The 26,651-nt window shown below is 63.5% G+C and carries 16 protein-coding genes and 1 pseudogene; 11 read left to right on the top strand and 6 right to left on the bottom strand.

What is annotated here, in order from left to right; genetic code table 11:
• Window positions 1–7: 7 nt before the first annotated feature.
• From Q0030_RS10380 to Q0030_RS10360, 5 genes are read left to right on the top strand one after another with little or no spacing between them, the layout of a single operon-like run.
• The gene (locus Q0030_RS10380) at window positions 8–769 is read left to right on the top strand and encodes an SDR family oxidoreductase (protein WP_298366175.1); all 762 of its coding nucleotides are present in this window, start codon (window positions 8–10) and stop codon (window positions 767–769) included.
• A 9-nt stretch (window positions 770–778) separates the two neighbouring features.
• On the top strand, window positions 779–1,093 hold the full coding sequence (locus tag Q0030_RS10375) for a non-heme iron oxygenase ferredoxin subunit (protein WP_298366173.1): 315 nt from the start codon (window positions 779–781) through the stop codon (window positions 1,091–1,093).
• 1 nt (window position 1,094) lies between these two features.
• Entirely contained in the window at window positions 1,095–1,778 is a 684-nt protein-coding gene (locus tag Q0030_RS10370) for a TetR/AcrR family transcriptional regulator (RefSeq protein WP_298366171.1), read from the top strand.
• Window positions 1,775–2,677 carry a VOC family protein gene (locus Q0030_RS10365; RefSeq protein WP_298366169.1) on the top strand — a complete coding sequence of 301 codons (903 nt, stop codon included), beginning with the start codon at window positions 1,775–1,777 and terminating at the stop codon, window positions 2,675–2,677. Before Q0030_RS10370 ends, Q0030_RS10365 begins: the two co-directional genes overlap by 4 nt.
• The gene (locus tag Q0030_RS10360; RefSeq protein ID WP_298366167.1) at window positions 2,674–3,534 is read left to right on the top strand and encodes a VOC family protein; all 861 of its coding nucleotides are present in this window, start codon (window positions 2,674–2,676) and stop codon (window positions 3,532–3,534) included. The genes Q0030_RS10365 and Q0030_RS10360 overlap by 4 nt, the downstream gene beginning before the upstream one ends.
• A 44-nt stretch (window positions 3,535–3,578) precedes the next feature.
• Here the strand turns inward: Q0030_RS10360 and Q0030_RS10355 are convergent, their stop codons facing one another.
• Genes Q0030_RS10355 through Q0030_RS10340 form a run of 4 tightly spaced genes read right to left on the bottom strand, consistent with a single transcriptional unit; the run spans window position 3,579 to window position 7,789 of the window.
• Window positions 3,579–5,186 carry a carboxyl transferase domain-containing protein gene (locus tag Q0030_RS10355; RefSeq protein WP_298366165.1) on the bottom strand — a complete coding sequence of 536 codons (1,608 nt, stop codon included), beginning with the start codon at window positions 5,184–5,186 and terminating at the stop codon, window positions 3,579–3,581.
• Between the two features lie 4 nt (window positions 5,187–5,190).
• Window positions 5,191–5,691 (bottom strand): biotin/lipoyl-containing protein, encoded by a 501-nt coding sequence (locus Q0030_RS10350; RefSeq protein ID WP_298366162.1) that lies wholly within the window; start codon window positions 5,689–5,691, stop codon window positions 5,191–5,193.
• A gap of 1 nt (window position 5,692) precedes the next feature.
• Window positions 5,693–7,180 (bottom strand): biotin carboxylase N-terminal domain-containing protein, encoded by a 1,488-nt coding sequence (locus Q0030_RS10345; RefSeq protein ID WP_298366160.1) that lies wholly within the window; start codon window positions 7,178–7,180, stop codon window positions 5,693–5,695.
• Window positions 7,181–7,186: 6 nt separating this feature from the next.
• On the bottom strand, window positions 7,187–7,789 hold the full coding sequence (locus tag Q0030_RS10340; RefSeq protein ID WP_298366157.1) for a TetR/AcrR family transcriptional regulator: 603 nt from the start codon (window positions 7,787–7,789) through the stop codon (window positions 7,187–7,189).
• Window positions 7,790–8,045: 256 nt separating this feature from the next.
• Between Q0030_RS10340 and Q0030_RS10335 the strand changes: the two genes are divergently transcribed.
• The 6 genes from Q0030_RS10335 to Q0030_RS10310 all read left to right on the top strand — a co-directional run bounded on the left by Q0030_RS10335 (window position 8,046) and on the right by Q0030_RS10310 (window position 14,313).
• Window positions 8,046–9,248, top strand: a complete 1,203-nt coding sequence (locus Q0030_RS10335) for an acyl-CoA dehydrogenase family protein (protein WP_298366155.1) — start codon at window positions 8,046–8,048, stop codon at window positions 9,246–9,248.
• Window positions 9,241–10,122 carry an SDR family oxidoreductase gene (locus Q0030_RS10330; RefSeq protein WP_298366152.1) on the top strand — a complete coding sequence of 294 codons (882 nt, stop codon included), beginning with the start codon at window positions 9,241–9,243 and terminating at the stop codon, window positions 10,120–10,122. Before Q0030_RS10335 ends, Q0030_RS10330 begins: the two co-directional genes overlap by 8 nt.
• A gap of 111 nt (window positions 10,123–10,233) precedes the next feature.
• Window positions 10,234–11,817: an AMP-binding protein gene (locus tag Q0030_RS10325; RefSeq protein WP_298366150.1), complete on the top strand. Its 1,584-nt coding sequence runs from the start codon at window positions 10,234–10,236 to the stop codon at window positions 11,815–11,817.
• A gap of 40 nt (window positions 11,818–11,857) precedes the next feature.
• The gene (locus Q0030_RS10320; RefSeq protein WP_298366148.1) at window positions 11,858–12,253 is read left to right on the top strand and encodes an AMP-binding protein; all 396 of its coding nucleotides are present in this window, start codon (window positions 11,858–11,860) and stop codon (window positions 12,251–12,253) included.
• Window positions 12,186–13,394 (top strand): fatty acid--CoA ligase family protein, encoded by a 1,209-nt coding sequence (locus Q0030_RS10315; protein ID WP_298366146.1) that lies wholly within the window; start codon window positions 12,186–12,188, stop codon window positions 13,392–13,394. The genes Q0030_RS10320 and Q0030_RS10315 overlap by 68 nt, the downstream gene beginning before the upstream one ends.
• A gap of 91 nt (window positions 13,395–13,485) precedes the next feature.
• A complete protein-coding gene (locus Q0030_RS10310) occupies window positions 13,486–14,313 on the top strand; it encodes an SDR family oxidoreductase (RefSeq protein WP_363323440.1) in 828 nt (275 codons plus the stop codon).
• Between the two features lie 355 nt (window positions 14,314–14,668).
• Here the strand turns inward: Q0030_RS10310 and Q0030_RS10305 are convergent.
• Together Q0030_RS10305 and Q0030_RS10300 are read right to left on the bottom strand one after the other, a co-directional pair.
• Window positions 14,669–14,752, bottom strand: a pseudogene (locus Q0030_RS10305).
• Window positions 14,753–15,223: 471 nt separating this feature from the next.
• Window positions 15,224–26,452: a filamentous haemagglutinin family protein gene (locus tag Q0030_RS10300; RefSeq protein WP_298366141.1), complete on the bottom strand. Its 11,229-nt coding sequence runs from the start codon at window positions 26,450–26,452 to the stop codon at window positions 15,224–15,226.
• Between the last annotated feature and the right edge of the window lie 199 nt (window positions 26,453–26,651).

Genomic DNA, 26,651 nt, shown 5'->3' with positions numbered 1-26,651 from the left:
AGCGATCGTGGACAGGAAACTCAAAGATAATGTCGCCGTGGTCACCGGTGCCGCCAAGGGCATTGGCCTGGCAATCGCCGAACGGCTGGCGAAGGACGGGGCGAGGCTGGTTTTGGCCGATCTCGACGAGCCCGGCTTGAAACAGGCTTCAGCGCGTCTCGTCGACCAATTCGACACCGAGGTCGCCATCGAGGCCGGCGACCTCTCGGACCAAGACGTCGCCGAAAAGACCGTCAAGCTTGCCGCGAACCGGTTCGGTCGCCTCGACATCCTCGTCAACAATGCCGGCGGCGGCATCATCAAGCCGTTTGCCGAGCACACGCCGCAGACGCTGAAGACCACGATCGATCGCAATCTGTGGACGGCGCTGTGGTGCTCCTGGTATGCGGTAGCGCAGATGCGGCAGCAAGTTTACGGGCGCATCATCAATCTCGGCGCCGATTCCGTGCGCAACGGCCTGTGGGATCACGCCGCCTATAACGCCGCCAAGGGCGGCGTGCATGGCCTCACCACCGGAATGGCGCGCGAGTTCGCCAAGGACGGCATCACCGTCAACACAGTGGCGCCCTGCGCGGTGAACACGCCGCAGATGGTCGCGATCACCAGAAGTGACCCGGCGCTTGCCGCCAAATTCGTCAGCGTCATCCCGATCGGCCGACCGGCCGAAATGGAAGAGGTCGCCTCGATGGTCTCCTATCTTGCTTCCGCCGAAGCGTCGTTCGTGACCGGTCAGGTCATCAGCGTCAACGGCGGCAGCACCATGCTCTAGGTGTTTGCCATGGCTGAAACGATCGTCCTTTGTCTCGCCGACGAGGTCGTCGAGGGTGAGATCAAGCAGGCGCCTCTGCCCGACGGCAGCAACGTCGCGCTGTATCGTGTGGCCGGCAAGATCTACGCCACTGCCGACATGTGCACCCACGGCGAGGCGTCGCTGGCGGAGGAGGGCGTCATCAGCGGCAAGATTGTGGAGTGCACCTTCCACTTTGGAACGTTCGACGTCACCACCGGTGAGCCAACGGGCATGCCCTGCGAGATTCCCTTAAAGACCTACCCCGTCGCGGTCGTCGACGGGAACGTCCAGATCGAGGTGTGACATGGCCTCCCGTCCCGACCGCGCTCCTGCTCCGCTCAAATCCGCCCGGCGCCCGCTGGCGCCGCCGCGCCGACGCACCCAAGCTGAACGCACCGCCGAAACGCGTCTGCGCATCCTCAAGGCCGCCGCCAATTTGATCCGCCGCCGCGGCTATGCGCGGTTTCGCACAGCTGAGGTCGCGGCCGCGGCCGGCGTCTCCCGCGGCGCCCAGCTTCATCATTTCCCGACCAAGGATTCGCTCGTCGTCGCCACGCTCGAATACGTCTTCGAGCAGGCACAGATCATCAGCCGCCGCCGCGCCGCTGCGGTCAATCGCCCGCGCGACCTGATCGAAGCCGTCATCGCGGACGCCAAGGAGTTTTTCTTCAGTGAGCATTTCATGGTAGCGATCGACATCGTGCTGTCGACGTCTACCGATCAGGCGGTGCGCAAACGGATCCTCGACATCTCGCGCAAGGCGCGTCGGCCGGTCGAGGCGGCCTGGGCCGAGGCGTTGGTGGCCGGTGGCGTTCCGCCAAATGTTGCGGCCGATGTGGTCGCACTCACCCTCGGCGTCGTCCGCGGCATGTCGCTGCGCACGCTCTGGGACAACGACCCGAAATGGTTCGATCATCTGTTCGGACTCTGGCGGCAGATGATCAGGGTCTTCCTCGAAGCCGAGCAGGAGCGAGGGCGGTTGCGATGAAGACTGCCTTGAACGGCTCAAAGCCGCTGGCCACCTCGGTCTGCTATGTCAGGCACGCCGTCAGCGAGCCACAGGCCTGCACGCGCTTCGCCTCGGATATCTTCGGCCTGCAGAAGGTGGCCGGCCAGAACGGCGAGCTCGCCTTCCGCTCGGACGATCGCTTCCGCACCTTGAGCCTGAGCGGCGATCGAAACGACGGCGACAGCATCGGCATCGAGGTCTGGGACGACGCCGTGCTCGAAATGATCGGCGAGCGCCTGCGCCCAAGCGGCTTTGCCGCGAGGCCGGCGAGCGCGGAGGAATGCCGGAGGCGCTACGTGCAATCGGCCCTGCTCGCCGAGGACGCATCCGGCAACCGGATCGATCTCGTGACCCGCCCGACGCGGAGCGGCCGGCGCTACTTTCCGCCGCGCGATGCCGGCATCGTGGAATTCCAGGGCATCGGCCTCTGCAGCATCGATCATATCCGCGATCTCGCTTTCTGGCGCCTGCTCGGCGCTGATGTGACCGACTGGGTCGGAGACATCGCGTACCTGCATCTCGACGAGCTGCATCATCGCATCGCGCTTTATCCGTCGCCGCGGAACGGCCTGCTCTACGCGGCTTTCGAGGTCGAGTCGCTCGACCAGATTATGCAGAACAGCTACTTCATGCAGGAGAACCAGGTGAAGATCGTGCAGGGCCCTGGCCGCCAGTCCGCCTCGCAACAGATGTTCCTGCACGTCGAAGGACCCGACGGGCTGATCCTGTCCTATGTCCATGGCATGGCCGAGGCCGGCGACATAAAGCGGCCGGCCCGGCAGTTCGCGCTGACCGCCAGCTCGCTCTGCAACTGGGGCAGTGAAGCCAAGAATGTTCCCGAACTCGGTGCACTGCCTTCGACCAGGAGAGAGACATGATCCAGCTGAAGGATGTCTGCTATGTCCGGCTCGGATCGCCGGATCTCGAATCGGCCGAGCATTTCGCCACCGCCTGTCTCGGCTTGCAGGTCGCCGAGCGCGGCCGCAGCGATCTCTATCTCAGATCTGACGAACGCGCGCACACGCTGTGCTATTGCAATGGCGACCCCAAGCGGCAGACCGTCGGCTTCGAGGTCGAGGATGAAGCGAGCCTGCAGGATGCGGCATCCGCTCTTGAAGCGCTCGGCCACGCGGTCCACGCCGGCACCGCAGAGGAAGCCGAGCGGCGGAAGGTACGCGCCTTCATCGGCTTCCATGACCCGACCGGCAACCATATCGAGCTCGTGGTGCGGCCGGAGCGTAACGGCCGCCGCTATGTCGCCAGCCGCGATGCCGGGATCACCGGCTTCAGCCATATCGGCTTGAACTCGACCGATCCGGCGCGCGACGAGCGGTTCTGGACCCAAGTGTGTAACGCCCGCGTCAGCGACCGCATCGGCGATATCCCGCTGATGCGCGTCAACGCCATCCACCACACCATCGCACTGGTGCGCGCGCCGCTGGCCGGCATCCAGCACATCAATCACCAGGTTGAAAGCAGCGACGATGTGCTGCGGTCCTATTATTTTCTGCACGAGAAGCGTGTGCCCATCGTGTTCGGCCCCGGCCGGCATCCGACCTCGGGCGCGCGCTTCCTCTACTTCAAGGGGCCGGATGGGATGATCTTCGAATATTCGGTGGGCGTCGACGAGATCGAGAACGAAGCGACGCATCGGCCACGGCAATTCGGTTTCGAGCCGACGAGTTTTTGCATGTGGGGTTCCAAGCCGGCCGGCATGACGTTACCCAACAAGTAACGGCCGATTCCAGGGCAGTTGCGGTTCGGGGCAGCCGCCAAGACCTACATCCGAAAGACCCCGTAGTGCGGGGATTCAATCTGAGTGTTCAGTGCCGCGCTTAGCGCGATTGCCAACGCGTTGCGGGTATCGATGGGATCAAGGATACCGTCGTCCCATATTTCAGACGTCGCGTAATAGGCGCTCGATTGCTCGCGATAACTCTCGAGGATCGGTTCACGGATCGCCGCCAGTTCGGCCTCGGACAGCTGCTCACCATTTCGTGCGAGTTGCTTGACCTTGATCTCGGTGAGGACGCCGGCAGCCTGTTCGGCACCCATCACGGATATCTGCGATTGCGGCCAGGTGAACATGAAACGCGGATCGAACGCTCGCCCTGACATGCCGTACGTACCTGCACCGTAGGATCCGTTGCAGTTCACTGTAAACTTCGGCACAGCCGCCCCGGAGACCGCCATGATGAGCTTAGCACCGTCCTTGGTGATACCCCGTCGTTCGTAATCGCGACCGACCATGAAACCGGTGATGTTCTGAAGGAATAGCAGCGGCGTGCGGTTCTTGTCACAGAGTTGAATGAAGTGCGCGCCCTTGAGCGCGCTATCACTGAACAGGACGCCGTTATTGGCGAGAATTCCGATTTGATAGCCGTGCAGTCGCGCAAAGCCGCAAATCAACGTCTGCCCGTACCGTGGCTGATATTCATGAAACCGGCTGCCGTCCACCATCCGTGCTATGACTTCGCGCATGTCGAATTGGACTCGCGGGTCGTTTGGAATGATGCCGTAGAGTTCGGACGGATCATAGGCGGGCGGTTCCGGCGCAACATGGTCGATCGCTGCCTTGGGGGCACGATTGAAGCGACCAACAATATCGCGCGCGATGGCTATCGCGTGCAGCTCGGAACCAGCAAGGTAGTCACCAGTGCCAGACACACTGGTGTGCATATCCGCTCCGCCCAGTTCTTCGACCGAAACCTCTTCCCCGGTCGCCGCCTTCACCAGCGGCGGTCCGCCGAGAAAGATCGCACCCGTTCCTTGCACGATAATGTTGTAGTCGCTGAGTGCCGGAACGTAGGCGCCGCCTGCCGTACAGTGGCCCATGACGACCGCGACCTGTGGGACTCCCATCTTCGAAAGCATCGACTGATTGCGGAAGATGCGGCCGGCATAGTAGCGGTCAGCGAAGAATTCGGCCTGGAGCGGAAGAAACCCACCCGCGCTGTCGCAGAGATGAACGACCGGCAAGCGATTCTCGATTGCGACGTCGAGAGCCCGCACGATCTTCTTGACCGAGAGCGGATACCAAGCCCCACCTTTCACGCTCGCATCATCAGCGTGGACAATGACTTCGCGGCCGGAGACGATGCCGATGCCAACCACCTGGGCAGCTCCGGGCACTTCATTCTCGTATGCCCTGTTGCCCGCTAGCGTCGACAGTTCCAGGAACGGTGTGCCTGGATCAAGCAGCGCCTCGATACGATCGCGCACGAACATCTTGTTCTGCCGGCGCAGACGTTCGAGGTCGCGCTTGGGCCTGGTGAACCTCGCCGCCTGCTGTCGCTCCTTGAGTTCGGCCGCCAGCCGACGATTATGGACATCGTTGGCCCGAAATTCATCCGTGCGAGTGTCGATTAACGAAACGATGCGCTGCATTTCGTCAAGTTCCCTGCAAGAGCGTAACCAGGATCGCATCGCGATCAAAACTGTCGCCGTCTTTGACATGGAGACGCTCGACGATCCCGTCCTGCGAAGCGCGGATCTGGGTCTCCAGCTTCATGCTCTCGATCACCATCAGCACGGTGCCGGTTGTCACGGCATCACCTGGAGCGACCTTAAGAGCGACCACAGTTCCCGGCATGGGAGCGCGTGCGACGTTGTGGCCGCCATCGGAATCGACCGACGCGAGAACGCGCAACGGGTCAAGATATCGGAGCGAACGCGTGCGGCCGCGCATGTGAATATGGATCAGGTCTCCGTCGACCACGAAAGCAACCGCCTCGCTGAATCCTGCTACGGTCAGCCTGCCCCGTCCCGTCCCCTCATCCGTGAGCGCAATCGGGCCGCTCCAGGCGTCGAGAACATTCAGACGATACCCGGTGGCTGTTGGAGTCAGCCACAACTCGCGCGTAATGCCGCCCAGATCGAACTTGTGAAACATGTCAGTTTCTCCAGCGTCCGATAGCGGCATGGAGAGCGGGAACTGCTTCGGCCGCATCACGTACCGGCCGCGTCACCAGCGCGGCAACGGCCAAGAACCTCGTCACATCGTCAGGAGCGTCGTTCGGACCCGATGCGATCTCCGGGTTTTCGTCCAGATAGCCGGTATGCACCGCTCCGTTTCGAAATCCGGGGTCGCCGAGCACACGCGCCAGAAAGTCGGCGTTGGTCTCGCATCCCAGCAGAACAAGATCCTGGACCGCCGCTATCGCCTTGGTGACAGCAGCATCGCGCGTCTGGGCATGAACGATCAGCTTGGCCAGCATGGGATCGAACGCGGTCGTGATCGACTGCCCCTCGGCGATGCCGCTGTCGACCCTAACCCCCTGCTCGCGGGGATAATCCAGCATCAGAACCTTGCCCGAGGTCGGTGAAAAGCCCCGTTCGGGAGATTCGGCGTAGAGCCTGGCCTCGATCGCATGCCCCCGCGCGGAAATATCCGACTGACGAAACGGCAGCGCTCGGTTCGCCGCGATTGCGATCTGTTCGGCAACCAGATCGACGCCCGTGATCATCTCCGTCACCGGATGCTCGACTTGAAGGCGCGTGTTCATCTCAAGGAAGTAGAACTCTTCGCCGCCGAAGATGAATTCTACGGTGCCTGCATTGCGATATCCGGCGGCCCGAGCGATGTTGGCCGCGGTCTCGCATATGCTCTGACGCATCTTTGCGGACAAAGCCGGCGACGGCGTCTCTTCGATGATCTTCTGAAATCGCCGCTGCACGGAACATTCCCGTTCAAAGAGATGCACCACGTTGCCGAACGCATCGCCAAGAACTTGAACCTCGATATGCCGCGGCTTCTCCACATACCGTTCGACATAGAGGCGGCCGTCACCGAAATATCGTTGCCCCTCACTACGCGCCTGCGCAACCGCATCGTCGAGCAGGTCGAGATCGCGGACAATGCGCATTCCCTTGCCACCGCCGCCGGCCGAGGGCTTGACCAGAAGCGGCGCCCCAATGGATCGTGCCCGCGCCAGAAACGTTGACGGATCGTCTTCCTCGATGGCGGAGGGCGCCACCGGAAAGCCGCCCCGCGCGACGAAATTGCGAGCGCGGATCTTGTCGCCCATCAGTTCAATGACCTCCGGCGTCGGACCTATGAATGCAATGCCCGCGGCGGCGACCGCGCGCGCGAAGCCGGCGTTCTCCGACAGGAAGCCGTAGCCAGGATGCAGAGCGCCCGCACCGGCGGCGCGAGCCGCAGCTATGATCTGCTCGCCATCGAGATAGGCAGATACCGGCGTCTTTCCCGAGATTTTGATGGCGACATCTGCCAGTGCCACCGCCGGCGCAGCGGCATCGATCTCGTGATGCACAATCGCCGCGCGAACACCAAGCTTGCGCAACGAAGCAATGATGCGGACTGCGATTTCTCCCCTGTTGGCGACCAGGACGGTATCGAATGGAAGGGATGCTGCGGCCATTGATACCTATCCCTCTACGCAGATGCCGACAGTGAGCATGGTCGTCAATTCACGCGCCGTCTGAGCGACCCTGAGTTGTCCCCTGCCGTTGACATACCTCCATGCAAGATGCTCGATCGCACCGAACAGGACGTCACGTAGCAGCTTCGGATTTACGTCCGACCTCACTTCTCCGGTCTTTACCGCGTCCTTGACGATTCGAATCAATACCGACGTATAGCGCCGGTTCATCTCCTGGATCGAGGAGCCTTCGTAGTCGCTCGCGACCCGCACCTCGGCGATGAACAGCCGACAAAGGTCAGTATCGGAAACGAAGACTTCGATATGCCGCTTGATCAGCGCTTCAAGGCGATCGCGAAAGCGATCGTTCTTGAACACCTTGGTCTCGAGATCGATCAGTATCCGTTCATAGAATTTTTGCAGTACCGCAAACAACAGGTCCCGCTTGTTGCGGAAGTATCGATAAGCAAGCCCGTCGGAGATCCGCGCAATGCGCGCGATCTCGGCGATCGAGGCCCCCTCGTAGCCCTTTTCGGCAAACGCACGCTTGGCCGCGTCGAGGATTGCGTCGTAGCGATCCTGCATTCGTTCCGGGCTCATGGCCGGCATATCGCAACTCCGGAATCGTCGGGATCGGGAACAGCGGATCACACCGTAACCAGCCCTGACCCTAAACCACCAAGACTCTCGCAGGCGCGAGAACCTAAAATGAATACCATTCATTTTTATCATCGTCAATCAGCCTCAATGGTTGACTCCTCCTCAAAATGAATTACATTCATTATAAAGACCGCAATCGCCCGAGATCGCGACGTTCATAAAAACCGGGAAGGAAACTGGCCCCATGACCGCGTCCCGAGCCAGCATGAGCGATGGCGATCGCGCGCCGATGTTCGCGCTCGACGAGCAGCAACAGGCCATCCTCAATCAGGCCGATCGCTTTGCGCAAAGAGAGCTGTATCCGCTCTCCGAACGCATGGATCGCGAAGAATGGTGGCCGGACGAAGCGTTCCGGACGATTGGCGCTAACGGTTTCTTTGGCGCGACAATCCCCGAGGAGTATGGCGGCGCCGGGCTGGACCTTGTGGCTGCCGGATTGGTGCTGCAGGGCTTCGCGCGCTGGAACCACGCAATGGCGCTGTCCTGGGTCGCGCATGACAATCTGTGCGCAAACAACATCTTTCGAAACGGCAGCGAACAGCAGCGCCGCAAATATCTGCCGGACCTCTGTGCGGGCCGGAAAATCGGCGCGCTGGGCCTGACCGAACCGGGGGCCGGCTCCGATGCGCTAGGTTCGATGCGGACGACCGCGCGGCGCGACGGAGATCACTACGTCCTCAACGGAGGCAAGATCTACATCACCAACGGGCCCGTTGCTGACGTCGTCCTGGTCTATGCCAAGACCGATCGCGAAAAAGGCGCCCATGGCATCTCCGCCTTCATCGTCGAGAAGGGCTTTCCCGGCTTCAAGGTCGCACAGAAGCTGACCAAAATGGGTTATCGCGGCAGCCAGACCGCCGAGCTCGTGTTCGACGACTGCCGGGTGCCCGCGGAGAATATGGTCGGCGACGAAAATCGCGGTGTGTCGATCGTGATGAGCGGCCTGGATCTCGAGCGTGCGATGATCTCGCCTTTGTGTCTCGGCGTGTCAGAGCGAGCCCTGCAGCTCTCCATCGACTATGCGCGAACCCGCCAACAGTTCGGCAAGCCGATCGGATCCTTCCAGATGGTTCAGTCCATGCTGGCGGAGATGTACGTTCACGTTGAAACCATGCGGACCTTCACTTATCGCACGTTGGCGGAAGCGGCACCGCTCGAGATCGGTGGTGGCGGACGCGGCGATGTCCACATGCTGACGGCTTCTTCCGTGATGTACGCTGCGGAGGCGTGCCACGCGGTTCTCGACAAGGCAGTCCAGATTCATGGCGGCAGCGGTTACATCTGGGAGTCGGAGATCAATCGGCTGTTCCGCTCTATCAAGCTTCTCGAGATCGGGGCCGGGACGACTGAAGTCCGGAAGATGATCATCGCAGGCGAACTCCTCAAGGACACCGCTTCCCATGGCTGACGATCAGACGGCGGAACCCTTGGACCGGCTCGGACTGACCGACGATGAGCTGGCGGGGCACCGGACCGTGTTCGCTTCCGGCGCCCTCAGGGAGGCAGTCATTGTGCTATCCGGCGGCGCAGGCGGCATCGGACGTGCCATCGCGTGGCTGTTCGCACGGCTCGGCGCGCACCTTGTCATTGTCGGCCGCAATCAGGACAAGCTGGCCGCCTTGACATCAGGTCTGACCGCGAAAGGCCTCAAGGCCTCGGCTCGTGCCGTCGATGTCAGGGAGCCCGACGCCGTCAAGGCGCTGTTCGATGCTGTCTGGCAGGAGCATGGTCGCGTAGACGGTCTGATCAACAGCGCGGGCGGGCAATTCCCGCAGCCGGCCATCGATTTTTCCGTAAAGGGCTGGAATGCCGTCATCGATACAAATCTGAACGGCACCTGGTACATGATGCAGGCGGCCGCACAGCGCTGGCGCGACAACAACCATCCCGGCAACATCGTCAACATCGTCGTGGTCACGACGCACGGCCTTTACGGCATCGCTCATTCGGTCGCAGCCAGATCCGGCGTTATCGGCCTTTCGCGCAGCGTCGCAGTCGAATGGGCACCATTTGGCATCCGGGTGAATTGCGTCGCCCCCGGCGCGATCGAGACCGAAGGCTGGAACGTCTACACGCCTGAAGCTCGCGCGGCTTACCCACGGTCAAATCCGATGATGCGGGCGGGCTCGCCGTGGGATGTCGCCGAGGCCTGCGCTTATCTGGCAACCTCCTCCGGACGTTTCGTCACTGGCGAGACCTTGACCGTGGACGGCGGAGGCCAGCTTTGGGGGGAAACTTGGACGACGGGCAAGCCGGCCTATTTCACAGCCGGGGACTCGTAGATCCTTCATTTTCACTGCGGCACGAAATCCAGGGAGCTCAGGAATGGACGTTCACTATCCTCATCGAGATTTCCTCGCGCGCCATCATTCCAACAGCAGGGATCAAGAGTCGTGACAAATCAGCTGATCCACCGTGTCAATGTTGGCGACCTCGTCACCCGAAGCGCGGCGCGCTTTCCCGACCGGGAAATGATCTGCGATGGTGGCATGCGCTGGTCCTATCGCGACTTCGACAGCTGGATTAACCAGGTCGCCCACGGCCTTTCCGCACTTGGCCTCGAGAAAGGCGACGCCCTAGCCCTGATGTCGGGTAACCGCGCCGAATTCCTGGCCGTCTATTTCGCTTGCGCGCGACTTGGCCTGGTCTGCGTCCCCGTTAACCTGTTATGGCGACAAGGTGAACTCAGCCACGTCTTGAAGGACTCCCGCGCTCGTGCGGCTGTCGTTGAAGCAAGCTTGCTGAAGCAGTTCTGCGCCGGCGTCGAGGATCCGGGACAGCTTCTTGGCATCATCGTGATAGATGGGCAGGCATTGGGTGCGACGGCGCCCGACAGCGTCGGCGATATCCCGCTTCACGACTTTGACGTGCTCGCGGCTGGCCGGTCCTCCGACATTCCGGATGTCGCGACCGAGGATCGCGCTGCCCTCTCCTATCTTTATACCAGCGGCACGACCTCGGCGCCAAAGGGTGTGATTGGCACCCATCTTGCGATCTACTTGGAGTCACTTGGGACAGCGATCGACACCCGGATGACGGAGAATGATCGGCTAAGCGTGGTGCTTCCGCTGTTCCACACGGCCCAGCTGAACGCGCTCTGCACGCCGGCGATCGCAGTCGGCGCGTCGATGGTGATCCAGCGCGGCTTCGACGCCGCAGCTCTTCACGAAGCCATCGAGCGCGAGCACGTTAGCGTCCTCTTTGCGTTGCCGATGATGATCCAGCAGCTCGTCGAACTGCAGCTCGCTCGTCCACGCAACGTCTCGAGCCTGCGCCTGACGGTCTATGCCATGGCACCGATGCCAGAGGCGCTGCTCCGCCGGGCAATCGAAACGCTTGGCTGCGACTTCAGCCTCATGTTCGGGCAGACTGAGATGAGCCCGGTCTCGACATTCTTCAAGCCGGAGCATCAGCTCAGCCATCCCGGTGCGGTTGGTACGCCGGCCGTCAACGTGCAGGTTGCGGTTATGGCACCGGACGGCGACCTGCTTCCGGTCGGCGCAACCGGCGAGATCGTCTATCGCAGCCCCCAGACCATGGCAGGTTACCTGCACAACCCCGAAGCCACCACGGAGGCCTTCCGACATGGCTGGTTCCACTCGGGCGATGCCGGCCACTTCGACCGTGACGGGATTCTCTGGTTCGATGATCGCTTCAAGGATGTCATCAAGACCGGAGGGGAGAACGTCTCCTCCATCGAAGTCGAATTGGCGATTCGCGCCGCGCATCCCGATCTGCTCGAAGTTGTTGCGATAGGCCTGCCGCACGAACGTTGGGGCGAGGCGATCACCGCCGTCGTCGTCACTCGGGATGGCCGATCCGTTGATGAGGACACGCTGCTATCGGCGCTCCGCGAGCGGCTAAGCCCGTTCAAATGCCCGAAGGCCGTGATCCATGTTCAAGAGCTGCCTAAGACGGCAACCGGTAAGATCGAGAAAGCCAAGCTGAGGCGCACTTATGCAGCCTACTATCAGTGAGCCATCCTCCGGCGCGGCCGACTGGAAACGCGATGCTGCCATGGCCGCGGACATCACGCTGGACGCTCTGTTCCGACGCGCATTTCGCATCTTCGCCGGCAACACCGCTGTAACCTGGGAAGACGGGCGGCGCAGCTATCGCGAGCTCGGCCAACGAGCCTGGCAGCTCGCAAATGCCATGCGTGCCAGGGGATATGACCGGGGCGATACCATCGCCATGCTCTCGGAGACGCGGCCGGAATATGTCGAATGTTACGCGGCCATGGCCGCACTGGGCGTCACAGTCGCGACGCTGAACATCCGGCTTCGTCCCGATGAGATCGCGGCGTGCCTCCGCAAAGCCCGTCCTCGTGCCGTCCTGACCTCCGGTGCGCTCGCCGGACTTCTTGACGGCGCACGGTCCGAGTCCGGGTATCCGGCACTGGATCGCATTTGAGCCAGCACAGGGCTTCGACGATTACGAGACCACGCTTGCCGGCAGCAGCGAGAACGAACCTCCTCGAATTGCCGAGGGCGCGGACATTCACAATATCCTCTTCACGAGCGGAACGACCGGCCAGCCCAAAGGAGCCCTCGTGAGCCAGCGAGCGGCCGCCACCCGCGGCTTGCGCCTTGCCCAATGGTTTGGACTGACCGAGAAGGACGGATTCGTAGGCTGGCTGCCGCTGTTCCATTGCGGCGGAGACGAGTCGCTTTACGCGACCTTTGCCACCGGCGGCATCTACGCCACATTCAGGCGCGTCGATGTGCCGGCGATGTACGCGCGCATCGAGCGGGAGCGACTGAGCTGGACCTTGCTGTTGCCCGGCGTGATCACCGATTTCATGAACGACCCGCAGCGGCAGGCGCACGATCTATCCAGCCTGCGTTTCGCGATCGGCTACGCCAACATGATGCCGAACGTCGTAGCGAAGCTGACGGAGATCCTCCGTATCGACTTTTACGACGCTTTCGGGCAGAGCGAGTCGAGCTATCTGCTGGCGCATGGCCGTTCCGGCCCGGGCGAAATGCCGTCACTCAGGAAGCGCCCCTCCCCGTTGATGGAGATTCGCATCGTCGACGAAGACCTCAACGAAATGCCCGTCGGCGAAACCGGCGAATGCGTCGTCCGCGGCCCCAGCGTCATGTCCGGCTATCTCGATGACGATGCGGCCAACGCGGAAGTGTTCAGAGGCGGCTGGCTCCATACCGGCGATCTGTTGCGGCGGGAGACGGACGGTACGCTCACATTCGTCGACCGGAAGAAGTATCTCATCAAGACCGGCGGCGAGAACGTTTATCCGGCAGAAGTAGAAGCCGTTCTGAGCCAACATCCGGCCGTTCAGGAAGCGTGCGTCTTCGGTGTACCGGACGCGCATTGGGGCGAGACGATAAAGGCGGTGGTGGTTCTCCGCGAAGGCCAGTCTGCCGACGGCGCCGAAATTCTTCACTGGTGCCGCGAGCGGCTCGCCGGCTACAAGCGCCCACGCTACATGCAGTTCATGCGCTCTGAGGAATTGCCTCGCAGCACCACGGGTAAGCTTCAACGCCACGAGCTGGCTCGCTTGCCGATCACGATTGAGCAACGTCTCGCGTAAGTGAGCGAAGCCTACGGTCCGCTCGTCATTGCGACGGCGATGGATCCGGTCAGAGCCAAACGTACGCCGATCAAGTTCCTTGAAGTCGACGATGGGACGAGCGCGCCATTCTCCGATACCAGCAGGGCACAACACCATGTCTCCTACTTTGCAATGTCTTTCTGGCCGCAACGCGGTCGTAGTGGGCGCTTCGAGCGGGATTAACCTGGGTGTTGCCCGGAGGCTTGGATCATTGGGCGCGAAGGTCGCGATTGTCAGCCGCTCGTCAGAACGTATCGGAGCTGCAGCCGATGTTCTGCGCGCTGACGGTCTCGAGGTGACCCATCACGCCGGCGACGTGCGCGAGGCGGCCGCGATGCAAACCATCATGACTGAGGTCGCCAATGAGAAAGGTCCGATTGACATCGTTCTGTCCGGCGCCGCGGGAAATTTCTTTGTGCCGGCGGCCAAGATGTCGCCGAACGCCTTCAAGACTGTTATCGACATAGACCTCATTGGGACCTTCAACGTGCTCTCAGCCGCCTATCCGCATCTGAAGCGACCGGGAGCGGCGTTGGTAAACATAACCGCGCCCCAAGCCACGCGCGCCATGCCGATGCAGGCCCACGCCTGCGCGGCGAAAGCGGGCATCGAGATGCTCACCCGCTGCCTGGCGCTCGAATGGGGCGTGGAAGGCATCAGGGTCAATGCCGTCTCTCCCGGTCCCATCGCCGATACCGAAGGCCTGGCACGTCTCGCGACCGACGCCGACCTCGCAGATCGCATTCGTGGCGCCCTCGCCTTGCCGCATTTCGGGCAGTGCATCGATATCGGAAATGCAGTGGCGTGGTTATGCAGCGACGCGGCCAGCTTCGTGACGGGGACGACGATCGACTGCGATGGTGGCATGCGTCTCGGCAATCTCTACGCGCCCCAATGAGGAGCACCAACGATCACGGGATGAGCGAACGGGCCTCAAACATGAGGTGCCGACTTGGAGCCCAGCAAATTTGCGGCTCATCCCAAGAACGACGCCGATCATTCCAGCCACGACGAAGGTACCTCGAACCGGCAAGCTGCTATCGGGCAACGAGAAATGTTTCAGGTAAGCATTGCGAATTGCCGACCGAGACAAAGATGATTACGCAGCGGACGAATTATGAAAGATCAATTTCAGGTCGAACCGGATGTTTTCTGAACGCCGTGGCGGCTTCCTCGTCGGAGGCGTCGTACTTGCCGCCAGCGGTAGTGAAAAACCACACGAAATCGTAGTTTGGCGAACAAAATCGCACAACTGGCGGAGAGAGTGGGAGTCAAACCCACGATTTTCGATCATTCCGCGTCGAACAGCTGAGACCAACCTCGCGATCGATCCCTCCGGGAGTTCGGTCAGGGCCGGTTCGATTCCCGTCGGGGCAAATTGTGGAGTCCGGAACGGCATAGGCGTCCCCGCTGCCGGAAGCCCGCTGTTTATTTTTGTCGGCGAATAGCACGCGTCATCCTGCTGGTATTTGTGCTGGTATCGGCAGCAATCGACCAAACAAGTGCTTTCAAATTCAAATGGTTATGGCTTTAGGCAATTATCGGCCAGGGGCACCAACCAGGCTGTCCAAGCCTGGACTAAAGCGTCCGCGCAGTGTTCGGAACCTTTGAAAATAGGTACTTCCGCGTACATCGGTGTTCGTCACCGTTTGTGCTCGTCCAATCCCAGCCCGCATCGCTTCCACGCTGGAGGTGAGCTCCGACGTACTTCCCGATGCCCCGCGGATCGAATTCCCGATGCATGCGCTCGTCATAGCCGCGGTGATGCACCTCGGCGTTCCTGGCGCCGCATATCGAGAAGCCCTGCGCTACCGCGACGACAGACGTTGCCTTTCGTCATCAGTCAGCTGCTGCGCCTGCTCAACCGTCAGTTGACCGCTGCCGACCACGCGAAACATGCTGTTCGGATCATAGCTCTGCCGCTCGTTGCCGCCGCGGCGCTGGTCGTTGCCGCCGGGTTCCGGCGCGCCGTCGCCTCCGCCATAGCCGAGCACCTCGACAATAATGACCGACGGCTGTCCAGCATTGGCTGCCGGTGCAGCCGCGGCCGTCGGCTGCTGTGCAGCGCCCGCGGTGTTGTTCGCCGCGGTCAACGCCCCCACCGGCGGCCCCTGCACCACCGGCACGCCGACCGACGTGCCCTGCACCTGGATATTGGCGATGTTGAGCACCTGTAGCGCTTCGAGGGTCAGATTGCCCGACACGCGAATGCCGGCCTCGCCCGCATCGATCGTGCCGTGCGGCGCGAACAGGTCGACGTTCCCAGGGGGCACGCCGGGCACGCCAATCAGGGTTGCGATGCCGGCGCCGGTTTGCGGCGTGTTGGGCGTTTTGGCCGAGCGGCCATACTGATCGTAGATGACCAGGGGAGGCGATGTCACGATCGAGGTCTGCTTGCCCTTGCCGGCGTTGAGGTCGCCGTTGGTCGAGAACATCAGGATGTCGCCGCCGAGCTCGGTGAAGACGCGCGACTGCGCCACCACGACGCTGCGATCGGTGAAGATGTTGACGTCGCCGCCTTCGAGCGTCAACAGGCCGGGACGCGCGGTGTCGGTCTGCCCGGTCAGGTCGGGCGTCTGGTTCTCGATGCCGAGCGACACCCCGCCACCGGGCGCCAGGATGTTGATGCTGCCACCCTGCTCGGTGCGAATGCGTGCGATCTGGAATAGCGAAAGATTGCCGGCATAGGCTGTGGTGGTGCCACCGATCACGCTGCCCGGGAACAGGGTCTGGATCGCGCGGTAGGCCCGATCGTAACCCTTGCCACCTGCGCCATGGCCGTTGGCCGCCGCTTCGCCGCCCGCCCTGAGCTCGGCGAAATACACCTGTTCGATGAACGGCAATTGCGCGGCCGGGGCGAGGCTGCGGAAATCGGCGAGCGCCCGGTCGCTACTGAGGGCGATGCCTTCAATCCCACTCATGTAGCTGGTGAGCTGCGCGAGATAGCCTTGCGTCGTCGCATCGGTGTTCCGCGGATCGAAATAGAGGTTGATGAAGGCTGTGGTGTCGGGACCGCTCGCGCCGATACCGACCGCAGCGCTGATCGAAGCACCGGTCGACGGCAACAACGGATTGTCCGCGTTGCCGACCGACGTGATGCCGAGCCCCTGCGAGTGATATGCGCCGATCTGCGCAACAATGTTGCGACCGGCAAGGACGGAGAGCGAGCCGGGCCCCTCGACACGAATGTTGAAGAAGTCCGGGTAGGCCAGGCTACAGGGCTGGCAGCTGACGATATCGCGACCGGCCTGCACCAGCGAGACGTCGCCGAGCCCGGCGTTCTCGATATTGATAATCGGCTGGACGATATCGAGGCCGGCGCGCACCTGCGCGCGCTCCGACGTCGCCAGCGCAAGCTTTGTCAGGTTCCCCTGGACCGCATAGACATGGACGGTGTGCGGATCGTTGAACTGCACCAGGTTCGAGGGCAGCGACAGCGGGCCACCAAACGTGTCGTAGGAAGACGGATTTAAGAACGTGCTCGCATAGTCACTGCCTGCCGGCGCCGAGGCGCCGTTGACCTGGGACAGCATATCGGCCGCCGTCATGCTGACGCCAAAACCCACGATATCCTGCTGAGCTAACAGATCGAGCCGGGCCGTCGGCGCAGCCAGTGCCGCGAGATAATTGAAATTGGTGGAGCTTTGGGCAATGGCGCCGGCGCGGATGGAGCCGCCGGCCGCCGTCAGTTCGAAGATCGGTGGCGTGAAATCACCATGCACCGTGATGTCGCCGCCTTCAGCGAATTCGGTCAGGGCGCTCGCGGCCGTCATGCTGGTAAAGAAGCCATAGGGGGCCGCCGGGGTGTAGTAGAATGTGGGCGGCCCATTTCCTTCCAGGCCGGCCGGGATGCGATAGCCGCTCCTCGTGGGGTCGGGCTGCTGCGTCATCCGTGTCGGATCGCCGACGATCGCGTTGATTCCCCGGCGGGACACCACATTGAACTGGGCGTCGCCGATCAGCAGATCGGCGCGCGCGACTGTCAGAGAAGTGGCGTTCAGCGGCGACATTCCGATCTCGCCGGCCTGGATGTCGGCCGTTCCCCGCCCGACCAGCAGATTGGCGTAGTTGATACCGCCGCCCACGGTCAGCGAGAGATTGCCGCCGCCGTACACCGACAACGCGCCGGTGCCGTTCAACCCGCCTGTCGTCGGCAGACTGATGTCGACATTCCTGAGGTCGCCGTCGATAGCGACCCGGACGTTACCTCCTCCCAACGCGCCAAGTCCCCTGAACGCGGCCACCGACGGGAGCGAATCGTACCCGCTGTTGAGATACGGTTGATAGTAAGTGCCGAAATTCAGGAACCAGGTCGGACTGGCGGCGAACGGCTCGGTCCACAGCCAGTAGGTATCGAGCCCGGTGGCCGCATAGCTCTTCAGGCTACGGTTGCTGATGTCGGCGCCGATCAGGCTGCCATGCACCTCGACCGTGAGATCGCCACCGCCGGTCTGATAGCTCGGATGGAACGCCTGAACCGGATAGGACGCATCATACTTCACCCGATGCCGGGATGCGTCATAGCCGTAGCCGAGATAGGAATCGTATTGGTACGTGGCCGACGACCTGATCAGTGTGCGCGACGGCACCGCGAAATCCGGCGTCGCCTGCTCACCCGCGGTATAAATACCGAACGCCGTCTGGATGTCGATGTTGCCGGCCGCAGCGAGATCGAGGTCGCGGATGCCGGTGCGCACCACGCCGGGGATCTGCACTTTGGTGCCGTTGCCTCTGACACTGGGGTTGGAGTTGGAGTCGAGCAGGTAGGGAGCCGCGAAAATGATCGAGCCCGGCTCCGGGTTGGTCGGCGTGGGGGCAGGCCGCAGCACGGTCGGCACGATCGCCAGCGGATCGGCGGCGACAAGGTCGGCACCAGCCACCAATCGGAACGTGGCGGAGCCCGAGCCCGCCGGCAGCGGCGCCGCGATGGCGAAGATGCTGCCGTCCGGCGAACTGACCGGCGCGGCGAAGCCGTCGCTGAGGCTGCCGTTGATCAAGAGGTTTCCGGCCGCGCGCAGCGTCAGCACCATCGGCTCGCCGTTGTAGCGGTAGGTGTGCAGATCGATTCCGGAATTGGTGGGGGATGGATTTTGCAGCAGCGTGAGGGTACCGCTGCTGTCCAGCTCGATCCCCGGCATCAGGTGGAACGCGGTGACGGAGGTGCCCTTCAGCGTTCCGATGCCGCTCTTGATGGTTGCCGCAGCGATATAGGCCTGCGCATCGCTGTCTGCCGTCGCCAGCTTCGCGTCGACATAGGGCGTGCCGCTGACGTCATAGAACTTGACTGCCTCGACATCGATCTCACGCGCGCCGACGACCTGGACCCCGTTGTTGTTGATGCGCACGTCGTTTGCCGTCCGCGGTGCGCGCAGCCAGACCTGTCCGCCGTTGAGCGCGATATTCGGATCGGTGCCGGCGACGCTGATCACCGGCGTGCTGCTTCCATCCGTATCGAACGTCAGCATGCCCGAGCTGTTGTTGGCGAGACCGAGAAATACCGTGCCGCCCCTCGCCGCGGTGGTGCCGGCATTGAGCACCGCATGCGCGCCCAGCTCCAGATTGTTGCCGGCGATCAGGCGGATGGTCGCAGCGCTGCCGCCGCTCGCATCGATCAGGCCGGCGACGGTGATGCTGCCGCTGCTCGCGGTCAGCTCGACATCACGGGCGGTGATGTTGCCGACATTGATGTCGCCATTCGCCAGCGTCAGCGCCTGCTCGCCCGAGAAACCCGCGATGCTGCCGAGCAGCCTCGCTGCGTCACCGGACTTGAGCGCGAGGATCGCCTTGCCGCCGGCGTAGCGCGGATCGGCGCTCGCCAGCAATTGCCCGTCGAGATGAGCTGTCCCGCTCGGCGCGACGATGGTGAGCGTGCCGGCGTTGCCGCCCTGATCGGAATCCACGACATCGAGCGCCGGCAGCGTGACCGAGCCCAACCGGCCGCCGCGCAGATCGACCACCGCCCCGGAAGCAACGGCGACATCGCCGTTCACGGTCTGTAACGTCACGCTGCCGGCCGGTGCAATCCGCACCACATCGAAGAACGGCGTCACCGCGCCGGCGACATTGGTGACCGATCCGGCCTGGAGCGTGATGCCGTTCTGCGCCGAGAAGCTGATCGCGCCGGACGGCAGGTTGATCGTGGTGCCCTGGACGATGCTCTGTGCCGAGACCGAGAGCGTCGCGCCGCCGGAGCTGGCGACCGGCTGGACGGAACTGCCGGGCAGCGCGGCGAAGGTGACCGTGCCGGCATTGGCGACGAGCTGCGTCAGTGCTCCGGCCTGCGCCGTCACCAGGGGCGCGGCGATCGTCAGACCTCCGCTGACGCTGAAGGTGCCCGGCATCACCTCGCCGGGGGCATACGACACCGTGCCGATTTTTTGCATCGCGCCCGCAGAGATCGGGCCGGCATAGGCGACGCCGCCGATCACCTGCCCGGACGCCGCCAGCGTCACGGTGTTGAAGCCGCCGAAGGCAAGATTGCCGCCGCCGCCCAGCGTCAGCTGCGCCGCATCGATCTCGAACGCGCCCTGCCCGCTTCCGGTCGAAGCTGCGCCGGTCACGCCGCCGTTCAGCGTGATCGTATTGGCGCGGAGCCTGACGCTGTCGGTCGCGGCACCGAACCCGTTGATCACGGGCGCGCTCAACGTCAGCCCGGCGAGCAGGGGCTGGCCGGTCGCCGGATCCAGATCACCGAGATCGACCGAGCCATAGACGTTGATCGCCGCGGATGCCGACAGCATCAGATTGCCGGTCGGCGCGAGATGCCGCAGCGGATCGCCTTCGGACAATTGCGAGAGCAGGCTGGCACTCAGGTTGAAGCCCGAAGCGCCTCCGGTGCCGAAATTGATCACCGGCACGCTGACCGTGACGGTCGGCGCCGCAAGGCGGGCGGACGGATCCATGCTGATGGTGTTCGAGGCGCTCAGCGCCAGCGCGCTGCCGCCGAAGATCTGCGCGCCCGCGCCGATGCTCAGCTTGCTCGCACCGCCGCTCCCCGCCGGCAACGTGACCGGCAGCACCGGTGCGTTGGACGCCAGCACGAACGCGCCGGCTCCGCCTCCGTTGACGCGCGCCAGTGCGATCGATCCCAGGGTCTTGCCGGTCTTCGGATCGCTCGGGAACAGGGTGGGGATCGCGCCGAACGACGTCGTGTCGATCTGCGCACCAGCGCCGATCGTGATCGTGCTGCTCGCCGTCAGCATGATTTCGGGCGCGGTCAGCACCGCTCCACCGTCGATCTGGAGCTGCTGCGCCGCCGGCGTGATGGTCAGCACATTGCCGTTCAAGCTGCGCGTACCGCCGATCAGAATGCTCTGCGCACCGATGCCGTCGAGCGCATTGGCCTGTATCCCGGTCATGCCCGGCGCTGCGGTGCCGCCCGGCGCGAGGATCTCGAGATTGGAAGCGACGATATCGGCCTGCCCGCCCCGGCCGCCCGCCGGAGCCGTGAAGTCGCCGAACCCGCCTGTGACCGGCAACGAGAGACTGCTGGTCGCATTGATGACGAGCTGTCCCGCATCGAGCGGCAGATAGGGCGCCGCGATGCCGCTTGCGACCGCCTTGGACGCATAGAACTGGCTCGCCGTCGTTTCGGCATATTGCGACTGCTGCCGGACCACTGCTCCCGGCGTGACGATATAGGCCGAGGGAAGCGAATCGCGAAAGCCCGTGTTGGCGACCTCGCCGTAGCCGAGCACACGGTAAGAGCCGTCACGCTGCGCAAAATTCGAGAGCCCGGTGGCGGTGGTCTGATTCACCGCGACCGTGACCTTGTAAGCGCCGGGCAATAACGCGTAGTGCCCCGGCAGCAAGGTGTAGGTGCCAGCCGGCAATCCCGGAATTCCGCTCAGATAGATCTGCTGGCCAACTTGCAGAGCCAATGGTGCCGATGCCGCCTGCGTCGGATCGCTGAGCTGCATCTGCGGATCGCGCGGTGCATAGCGATTGCCGAGGCTCGGCAGGACCGCGAACGTCTGAGTGCCGCTGAGCGTATCGACCGACCCGCCAGCGCCGCTGACGAACTGCGCGCCATAGAGATCGCCGCCGCCGGATTCGTCGATGCGCGCCGAGGCCACTCCACCGGACGCTCCCGCGACCGCCAGCGCCTGGCCATAGAACGAGATCGTCTTGGCCGGCGGCGCGCTGATGGTGTTCGCCGTGCCGCTGTTGTCGTAGCCGTAGATCCAGTCGGAGTTGCCGAGCGGCGAACCATACGGAATCAGTGTGCCACCCGCCGACACCGATGTGATGCTGCCCGGGAGCAGGTTGATCGCGCGCGTGCCGGCCGGATTCTTCGGATCTCCGAAGGTGATCTGCCCGAGCGGCGCCAGCAGGACGCCGCCCTGATTGACGGTCGGAGCGACGATCTGCACGGATCCGCCGGCTGACAGCGGCATGTAGGGCGCCTGGCCGTTGCTGGCAAAGCTGACCACGCTACTCGGCCCTGTCGCCTGGATCAGGAACAGACCACTTGGGATGCTTGAGTACGCATTGCTGACCGGGCCGGTGCTGATCGGGTAGATTTCCGTCCCCGTGAACGTCACGTCACCGGCGGTCGTCATCGTCGTCGGCTTGGTGGCGTAGAAGGGTGCAGTTCTCGATACCGGCACCAGGCGGATGTCGCCCAGGCTGTTGAACGCCATGCTGGCAAAGCCAGGCAGCGACACCGTCTGCTGAACCGGAGTGCTGAAATTGATGAAGCTCGTGACATAGCTGTAACTCGCACCGCTGCGCAGGGTGCCCTCGATGTCGATCAGGTCGGCATTGACCTCGAGACGCGCCGTACCGGCCATGGGCACTGCGCTGTAGCTGCCGAGCGGGACGTAGCTGCTGCTGGTATATTCATTGATGTTGCGCTGACCGCCGCCGATGTCCACGTAAGGGGCGTTGAGCCGGACGCTCGCTCCCGGCGTCGCACTGATGTTGCTGGCGTTGATGGTCAGGCTGCGCGCCGCGGCAAGGTTGACGTTGCCGTTGAACACCAGGGCATCGACCGCGCCGAGAGACACCGACGCGAAACCGCCGCTGGAGATTTGGTCGGCGCCGATGAATAGCTCTCCGAGCAAGCTGCCTGGGACCGCCTGCCCCTGCGACAGACCAGTCGTCATCCGCGGCGCCGCCTGGCTTACGATCGTCTGGAATACCGGCTGCACGAACTGCGAAGCTCCGGAGCTGTCCGCGACATAGGTCCCGATCATCTGATCGATCGTCAGGCTGCCACCCGCAGCGCCCTGCGCCTTCATCGTGGCGTCGAACAGCAGGCCGAGCGATGCTCGGATCGCGATGCTGCCGCCCGGGGTCGCAACTTGTGTCTGGATCACACCGGATCGGCCCGCAACCTGCTGCATCGTTCCCGACGTTCCCGACACATCGATAATCGCCCCGGCTTGCGCCACCACGACACCGAGCGGTTGCTCTCCATAAGGCTGGGTGGCCGAATAGGGGTAGTAGAGCGAGGGCTGAGCGTCCTGATTGATGTTGACCTGTCCGCCGCCGAGCACCGTGTTCACCGGGTGCCCCAACCCATCCAGCGTCGATGTCACGAGGCCGGGCGCCAGCAGCCGGGCGTCCGCTCCGATCCAGAGCGTCTGCGTGGCAGCATAGGACGGACCATTGTTGGGCGGCACGCCAACCGGAGATCCGACCGCGACCCAGGTTCCCGTGGTGCCGGTCAAATCGAGATTGATGGTTCCGGCGGGCGCGTTGATCGTGCCGTCGACCGTCAGTTGATGGCGTGCGTGCAGCGATATCGTCGCCTGCGGATCGGCGTCGATCACGGCACCCCGCCGAAGATCGAGGTTGCCGTTGAAGGCGTCGATCGCGCTCAGGACGAGGTTGACCGGCGCCGGCCGCTGATACGAAGGCAGCACCCCCGCCGTCGCAATAGCAGCGACATCGCTGCCTGTCGGCGCCAGAATGGCCTGCGCATTCGGAACCAGATTGACCCCATGCAGCTCGAGATCGGTGCCGCTCGCGACCGTCAGGTTCTGGTAGCTGTAGAGGGCGTACTGGCTGAAGCCGCCGCTGGCAAAGAAGCCAGGCGACAGCTGCATCACGCTGGCGGGATCGACCGGCGTGAGGTTGCTGGTCCCATCGGCGTTGATGCGGCTGATTGTGCTGAGCGGAAGGATCGCGTCTCCGCCGATCTGGATCGCGGGCGTGGCGATGCTGAGCGTGCCGCCAAGGGTGAAGCCGTAGGACCGCAGCGTACCATCGAGATAGACCCGGCCCGGGTAGGTCTGCGCGAGCGTCGTCGAATTGTGCAGCGTCGCGCCGAAGCCGTCCGCGATCAGCGTGATATTGCCGCCCGTTCCGACCGGCAGGCCGTTGCTGGTCTTGATCCGGCCCGTGCTCTGCGTCCAGCCGCCACTCGACGCATCGATCACCGCCCCGTTGTCGATCCGAACGCTGCCGTAGGCGCTCAACTTGACATTGCCGCCATTGTAGAGCGCAGGCGGGACATCGTTGCCGCCGGTGCGATCGTTGACCCACAGGCCGCGCGTATCGATCACACTGCCCCGATGCAGTTCGATGTCGCCGGAGAAGATCGTCGTTCCCTGCTGCGCGGCGTTGACGGTGACCGAGCCGGCACGTGCCACCAATTGCCCGTCGATCGAAATTCCCCCGCCGGCAAAGACGACATTCGAATTCAGGGCGATCGAGCCGCCGGAGGCGACCTGAAGCTTGGCGCCGCCCACGATGCTGACGGCAGGAGATACTGCGCCGCTGATCGGATCGGCCACACCGCCCCGGGCGTTGATGGTGATGCTGCCATAGTTGGCCTGGTCGAGCAGGTCGGCCGACAAATAGACCGTTTGCTGCCAGGACGGCGGCAGCGGCGAGGTCGCACCCGAGAGAACCGGCGGCGCGACTGACGACGCGATGACCACGCTGGTGGGCACCAGGCTCGCATCGGACGCCCCGATGGTGAACGCGGCGCCGGCTGGAAGCGTGTTGGCGGTTCGCTGATAGGGCCCATTGATTGTCGCTGCAACAACCGACGCATCGACCTCTGCCGCGCTCGCAATCACGGTCAGAGCGCCGGCGGCGCGTCCTTCGAGATAGGCCGGCTGGTACCGCTGATTGGGGATCAGTGGATTGGCATAGAATTCGGTGACGCCCCAATGGGCGTGATTGACCGTGAAGCCGACCCCAATCGAGCTGTAGGTCAGGTCGGCAGGGGCCTGATTGACGCTGTAGATCCTGCCATCCGAGCCGACTAGCCAGGTGACCGGCACATAGCCGGCCTGATGCGCGAGCGAGCCGCCGGCAATATCGATCGACGCACCAGGCCGCAGGATGGCATCGCCCGTGGAATAGGCAATCACCGAACCGCCCGTGGTCAGGCGCTGGTCGATCGGACGCTCGACCTGCCCGAGCCATCCCGACACCTCTAGCAGGCCGCCTGGGGTGTAGACTCGATCCGACGCCACAGGGTTGAGATCGTGGACGTTCACCCACACGTTCTTGCTGGACAGGATGCCGCCACGTTGCATCGGCGAGTCGCGCAGCTCGTTGGCGCGCACGTTCACCTGCACCACATCGCTCGAAGCCGCGACCGGCACGTTCTGCAACCCCGACACGTCGATCAGCGAACCGGTGTCGACAAGAACACGCGCCCCGTCGCGGCTGGAGTATGCATTGATCTTGGCGGTGGGATTGTCCTGTAGATAGAGCTGGTCTCCGTGGCTCGACGCCTGAAGTGCGACGCGCCCGGACGGCGCGATGATCGCAGCCCCCGACTGCACGTTGACGAAGCCACCTTCGACCGTAATCCGCGACTGGGCCTGCGGCTGGGTGTCCCTCGCGGTCAGACCATCCTCCTCGGGAAGGACCGCGGTGATGCTGCCAGGCGCGAGTTGCACCTTGCCGGTCTGCGTCGACACCGCGTAATGCGTGGCGCTGTCATAGCCGAACATCCCCTGCAGTCCCTGCTGCGCGGACAGCAGGATCGAACCGGCCTGGTTGACCGAGGTGGTCGCAACCAGCAAGCCGGACTGCTGCAGATTCATGCCGACAAGCGTGACGCTTCCGGTCGGCGCCGCGATGAGGCCGGTGTTGCCGACCGTGCCGCCATTGAGCACATTCAACATCAGACCCTGCTGGCTGGTGTTGCCGCTGGTCGTAACGTAAACCGACGTGCCGGCCGCAAGCGCGGCCTGGCCGCCGGGCGTGACGATGCTGCCGTTGTTCTGCACATTGGCGCCGAGCAGGAATACGTTTCCGCCTCCCGTGGTGACGGACGCGGGCGGCGCCGTGAGGATCACGGCACCAGCCTCGACGATGACGTCGCCGGTTGGGCCGCTGCTGTTGGCGAAGATCGGGGCCTGTAGATTGCCGGAATTGTCAAACGGCGAGCGATTGAGCAGGGCGGTCTTGAACTGCTGATCGGTGATATTGAGTGTCGACGCCACCAGCGAGCCAACATTGATCTGGCTGGCACCGCCAAAAATGATGCCGCTCTGGTTGATCAGCAGCACTTGGCCGTCGGCGTTGATGTGGCCGAGGATCTGGCTCGGCCCGACATTGCCGATCACGCGATTGAGCGCGACCCAGTTGCTGTTGCCCTGCTGGTTGAAGACGACGTCGGTCTGGGCACCGACATTGAAGCTCTGCCAGTTGAGGATGGCCTGCGGCGCGGTCTGGGTGATGCCGACACTGGCACGGCCGTTGACGTTCGCCTGGGTCGGAAGGTTGGCGCCAGACCAGACGCTCGATCCGGGCACAGCGCCCGGCGCGACCTGGAGGCCGCCCGGCACCAGACCATCGGGCACCACCTGCGGCAAGGTCCGCGACGTGCCGGTGGCCCGGGCGGCGGCGCGCGCGGCCGTCTGTGCCGCCTGCATGGCCTGGATCGCTTGGGCCGCCCGCGCCAATGCACCAGAGCTTTGGGCGGCCGCCGCGGCCGCCTGCTGGGCCCCGGCGTTCGCCGCATCGGCCGCGTAAAGCGGCGCCCCGACCGTCCAGGCACCGTTCAACGGCCTCGCACTCGCAGGATGCGCCGCGAGCAACACTGTCGCCAGGCTCGTGCCGGCCATCAACCCGCGGCGGGACACAAGGCGCGACGACCGCAACAGCGTGCGGACGGCCAATTCACCGCGTGTACGGGGATGATGGGTGGCTTGAGCTCGAACCGGCATGACAGTCCTTCCAGCGAACATCGCAGAGGTCACACCAGCGTGACGGGAAGCCCAGCCGAAAGCCGCAAGGGATTTTTGTGAAAGTTTCGTGTCGCCG

This window comes from uncultured Bradyrhizobium sp., from assembly GCF_947648125.1.
Lineage (GTDB): Bacteria > Pseudomonadota > Alphaproteobacteria > Rhizobiales > Xanthobacteraceae > Bradyrhizobium.
This window is presented reverse-complemented; position numbering and strand designations above follow the sequence as displayed.

Coding starts and splice junctions, on each gene's coding strand:
- Q0030_RS10375 (WP_298366173.1), top strand. CDS start 779: ATGGCTGAAACGATCGTCCTTTGTCTCGCCGACGAGGTCGTCGAGGGT.
- Q0030_RS10370 (WP_298366171.1), top strand. CDS start 1,095: ATGGCCTCCCGTCCCGACCGCGCTCCTGCTCCGCTCAAATCCGCCCGG.
- Q0030_RS10365 (WP_298366169.1), top strand. CDS start 1,775: ATGAAGACTGCCTTGAACGGCTCAAAGCCGCTGGCCACCTCGGTCTGC.
- Q0030_RS10360 (WP_298366167.1), top strand. CDS start 2,674: ATGATCCAGCTGAAGGATGTCTGCTATGTCCGGCTCGGATCGCCGGAT.
- Q0030_RS10355 (WP_298366165.1), bottom strand. CDS start 5,186: ATGCAGCGCATCGTTTCGTTAATCGACACTCGCACGGATGAATTTCGG.
- Q0030_RS10350 (WP_298366162.1), bottom strand. CDS start 5,691: ATGTTTCACAAGTTCGATCTGGGCGGCATTACGCGCGAGTTGTGGCTG.
- Q0030_RS10345 (WP_298366160.1), bottom strand. CDS start 7,180: ATGGCCGCAGCATCCCTTCCATTCGATACCGTCCTGGTCGCCAACAGG.
- Q0030_RS10340 (WP_298366157.1), bottom strand. CDS start 7,789: ATGCCGGCCATGAGCCCGGAACGAATGCAGGATCGCTACGACGCAATC.
- Q0030_RS10335 (WP_298366155.1), top strand. CDS start 8,046: ATGAGCGATGGCGATCGCGCGCCGATGTTCGCGCTCGACGAGCAGCAA.
- Q0030_RS10330 (WP_298366152.1), top strand. CDS start 9,241: ATGGCTGACGATCAGACGGCGGAACCCTTGGACCGGCTCGGACTGACC.
- Q0030_RS10320 (WP_298366148.1), top strand. CDS start 11,858: ATGGCCGCGGACATCACGCTGGACGCTCTGTTCCGACGCGCATTTCGC.
- Q0030_RS10310 (WP_363323440.1), top strand. CDS start 13,486: ATGGGACGAGCGCGCCATTCTCCGATACCAGCAGGGCACAACACCATG.
- Q0030_RS10300 (WP_298366141.1), bottom strand. CDS start 26,452: ATGGCCGGCACGAGCCTGGCGACAGTGTTGCTCGCGGCGCATCCTGCG.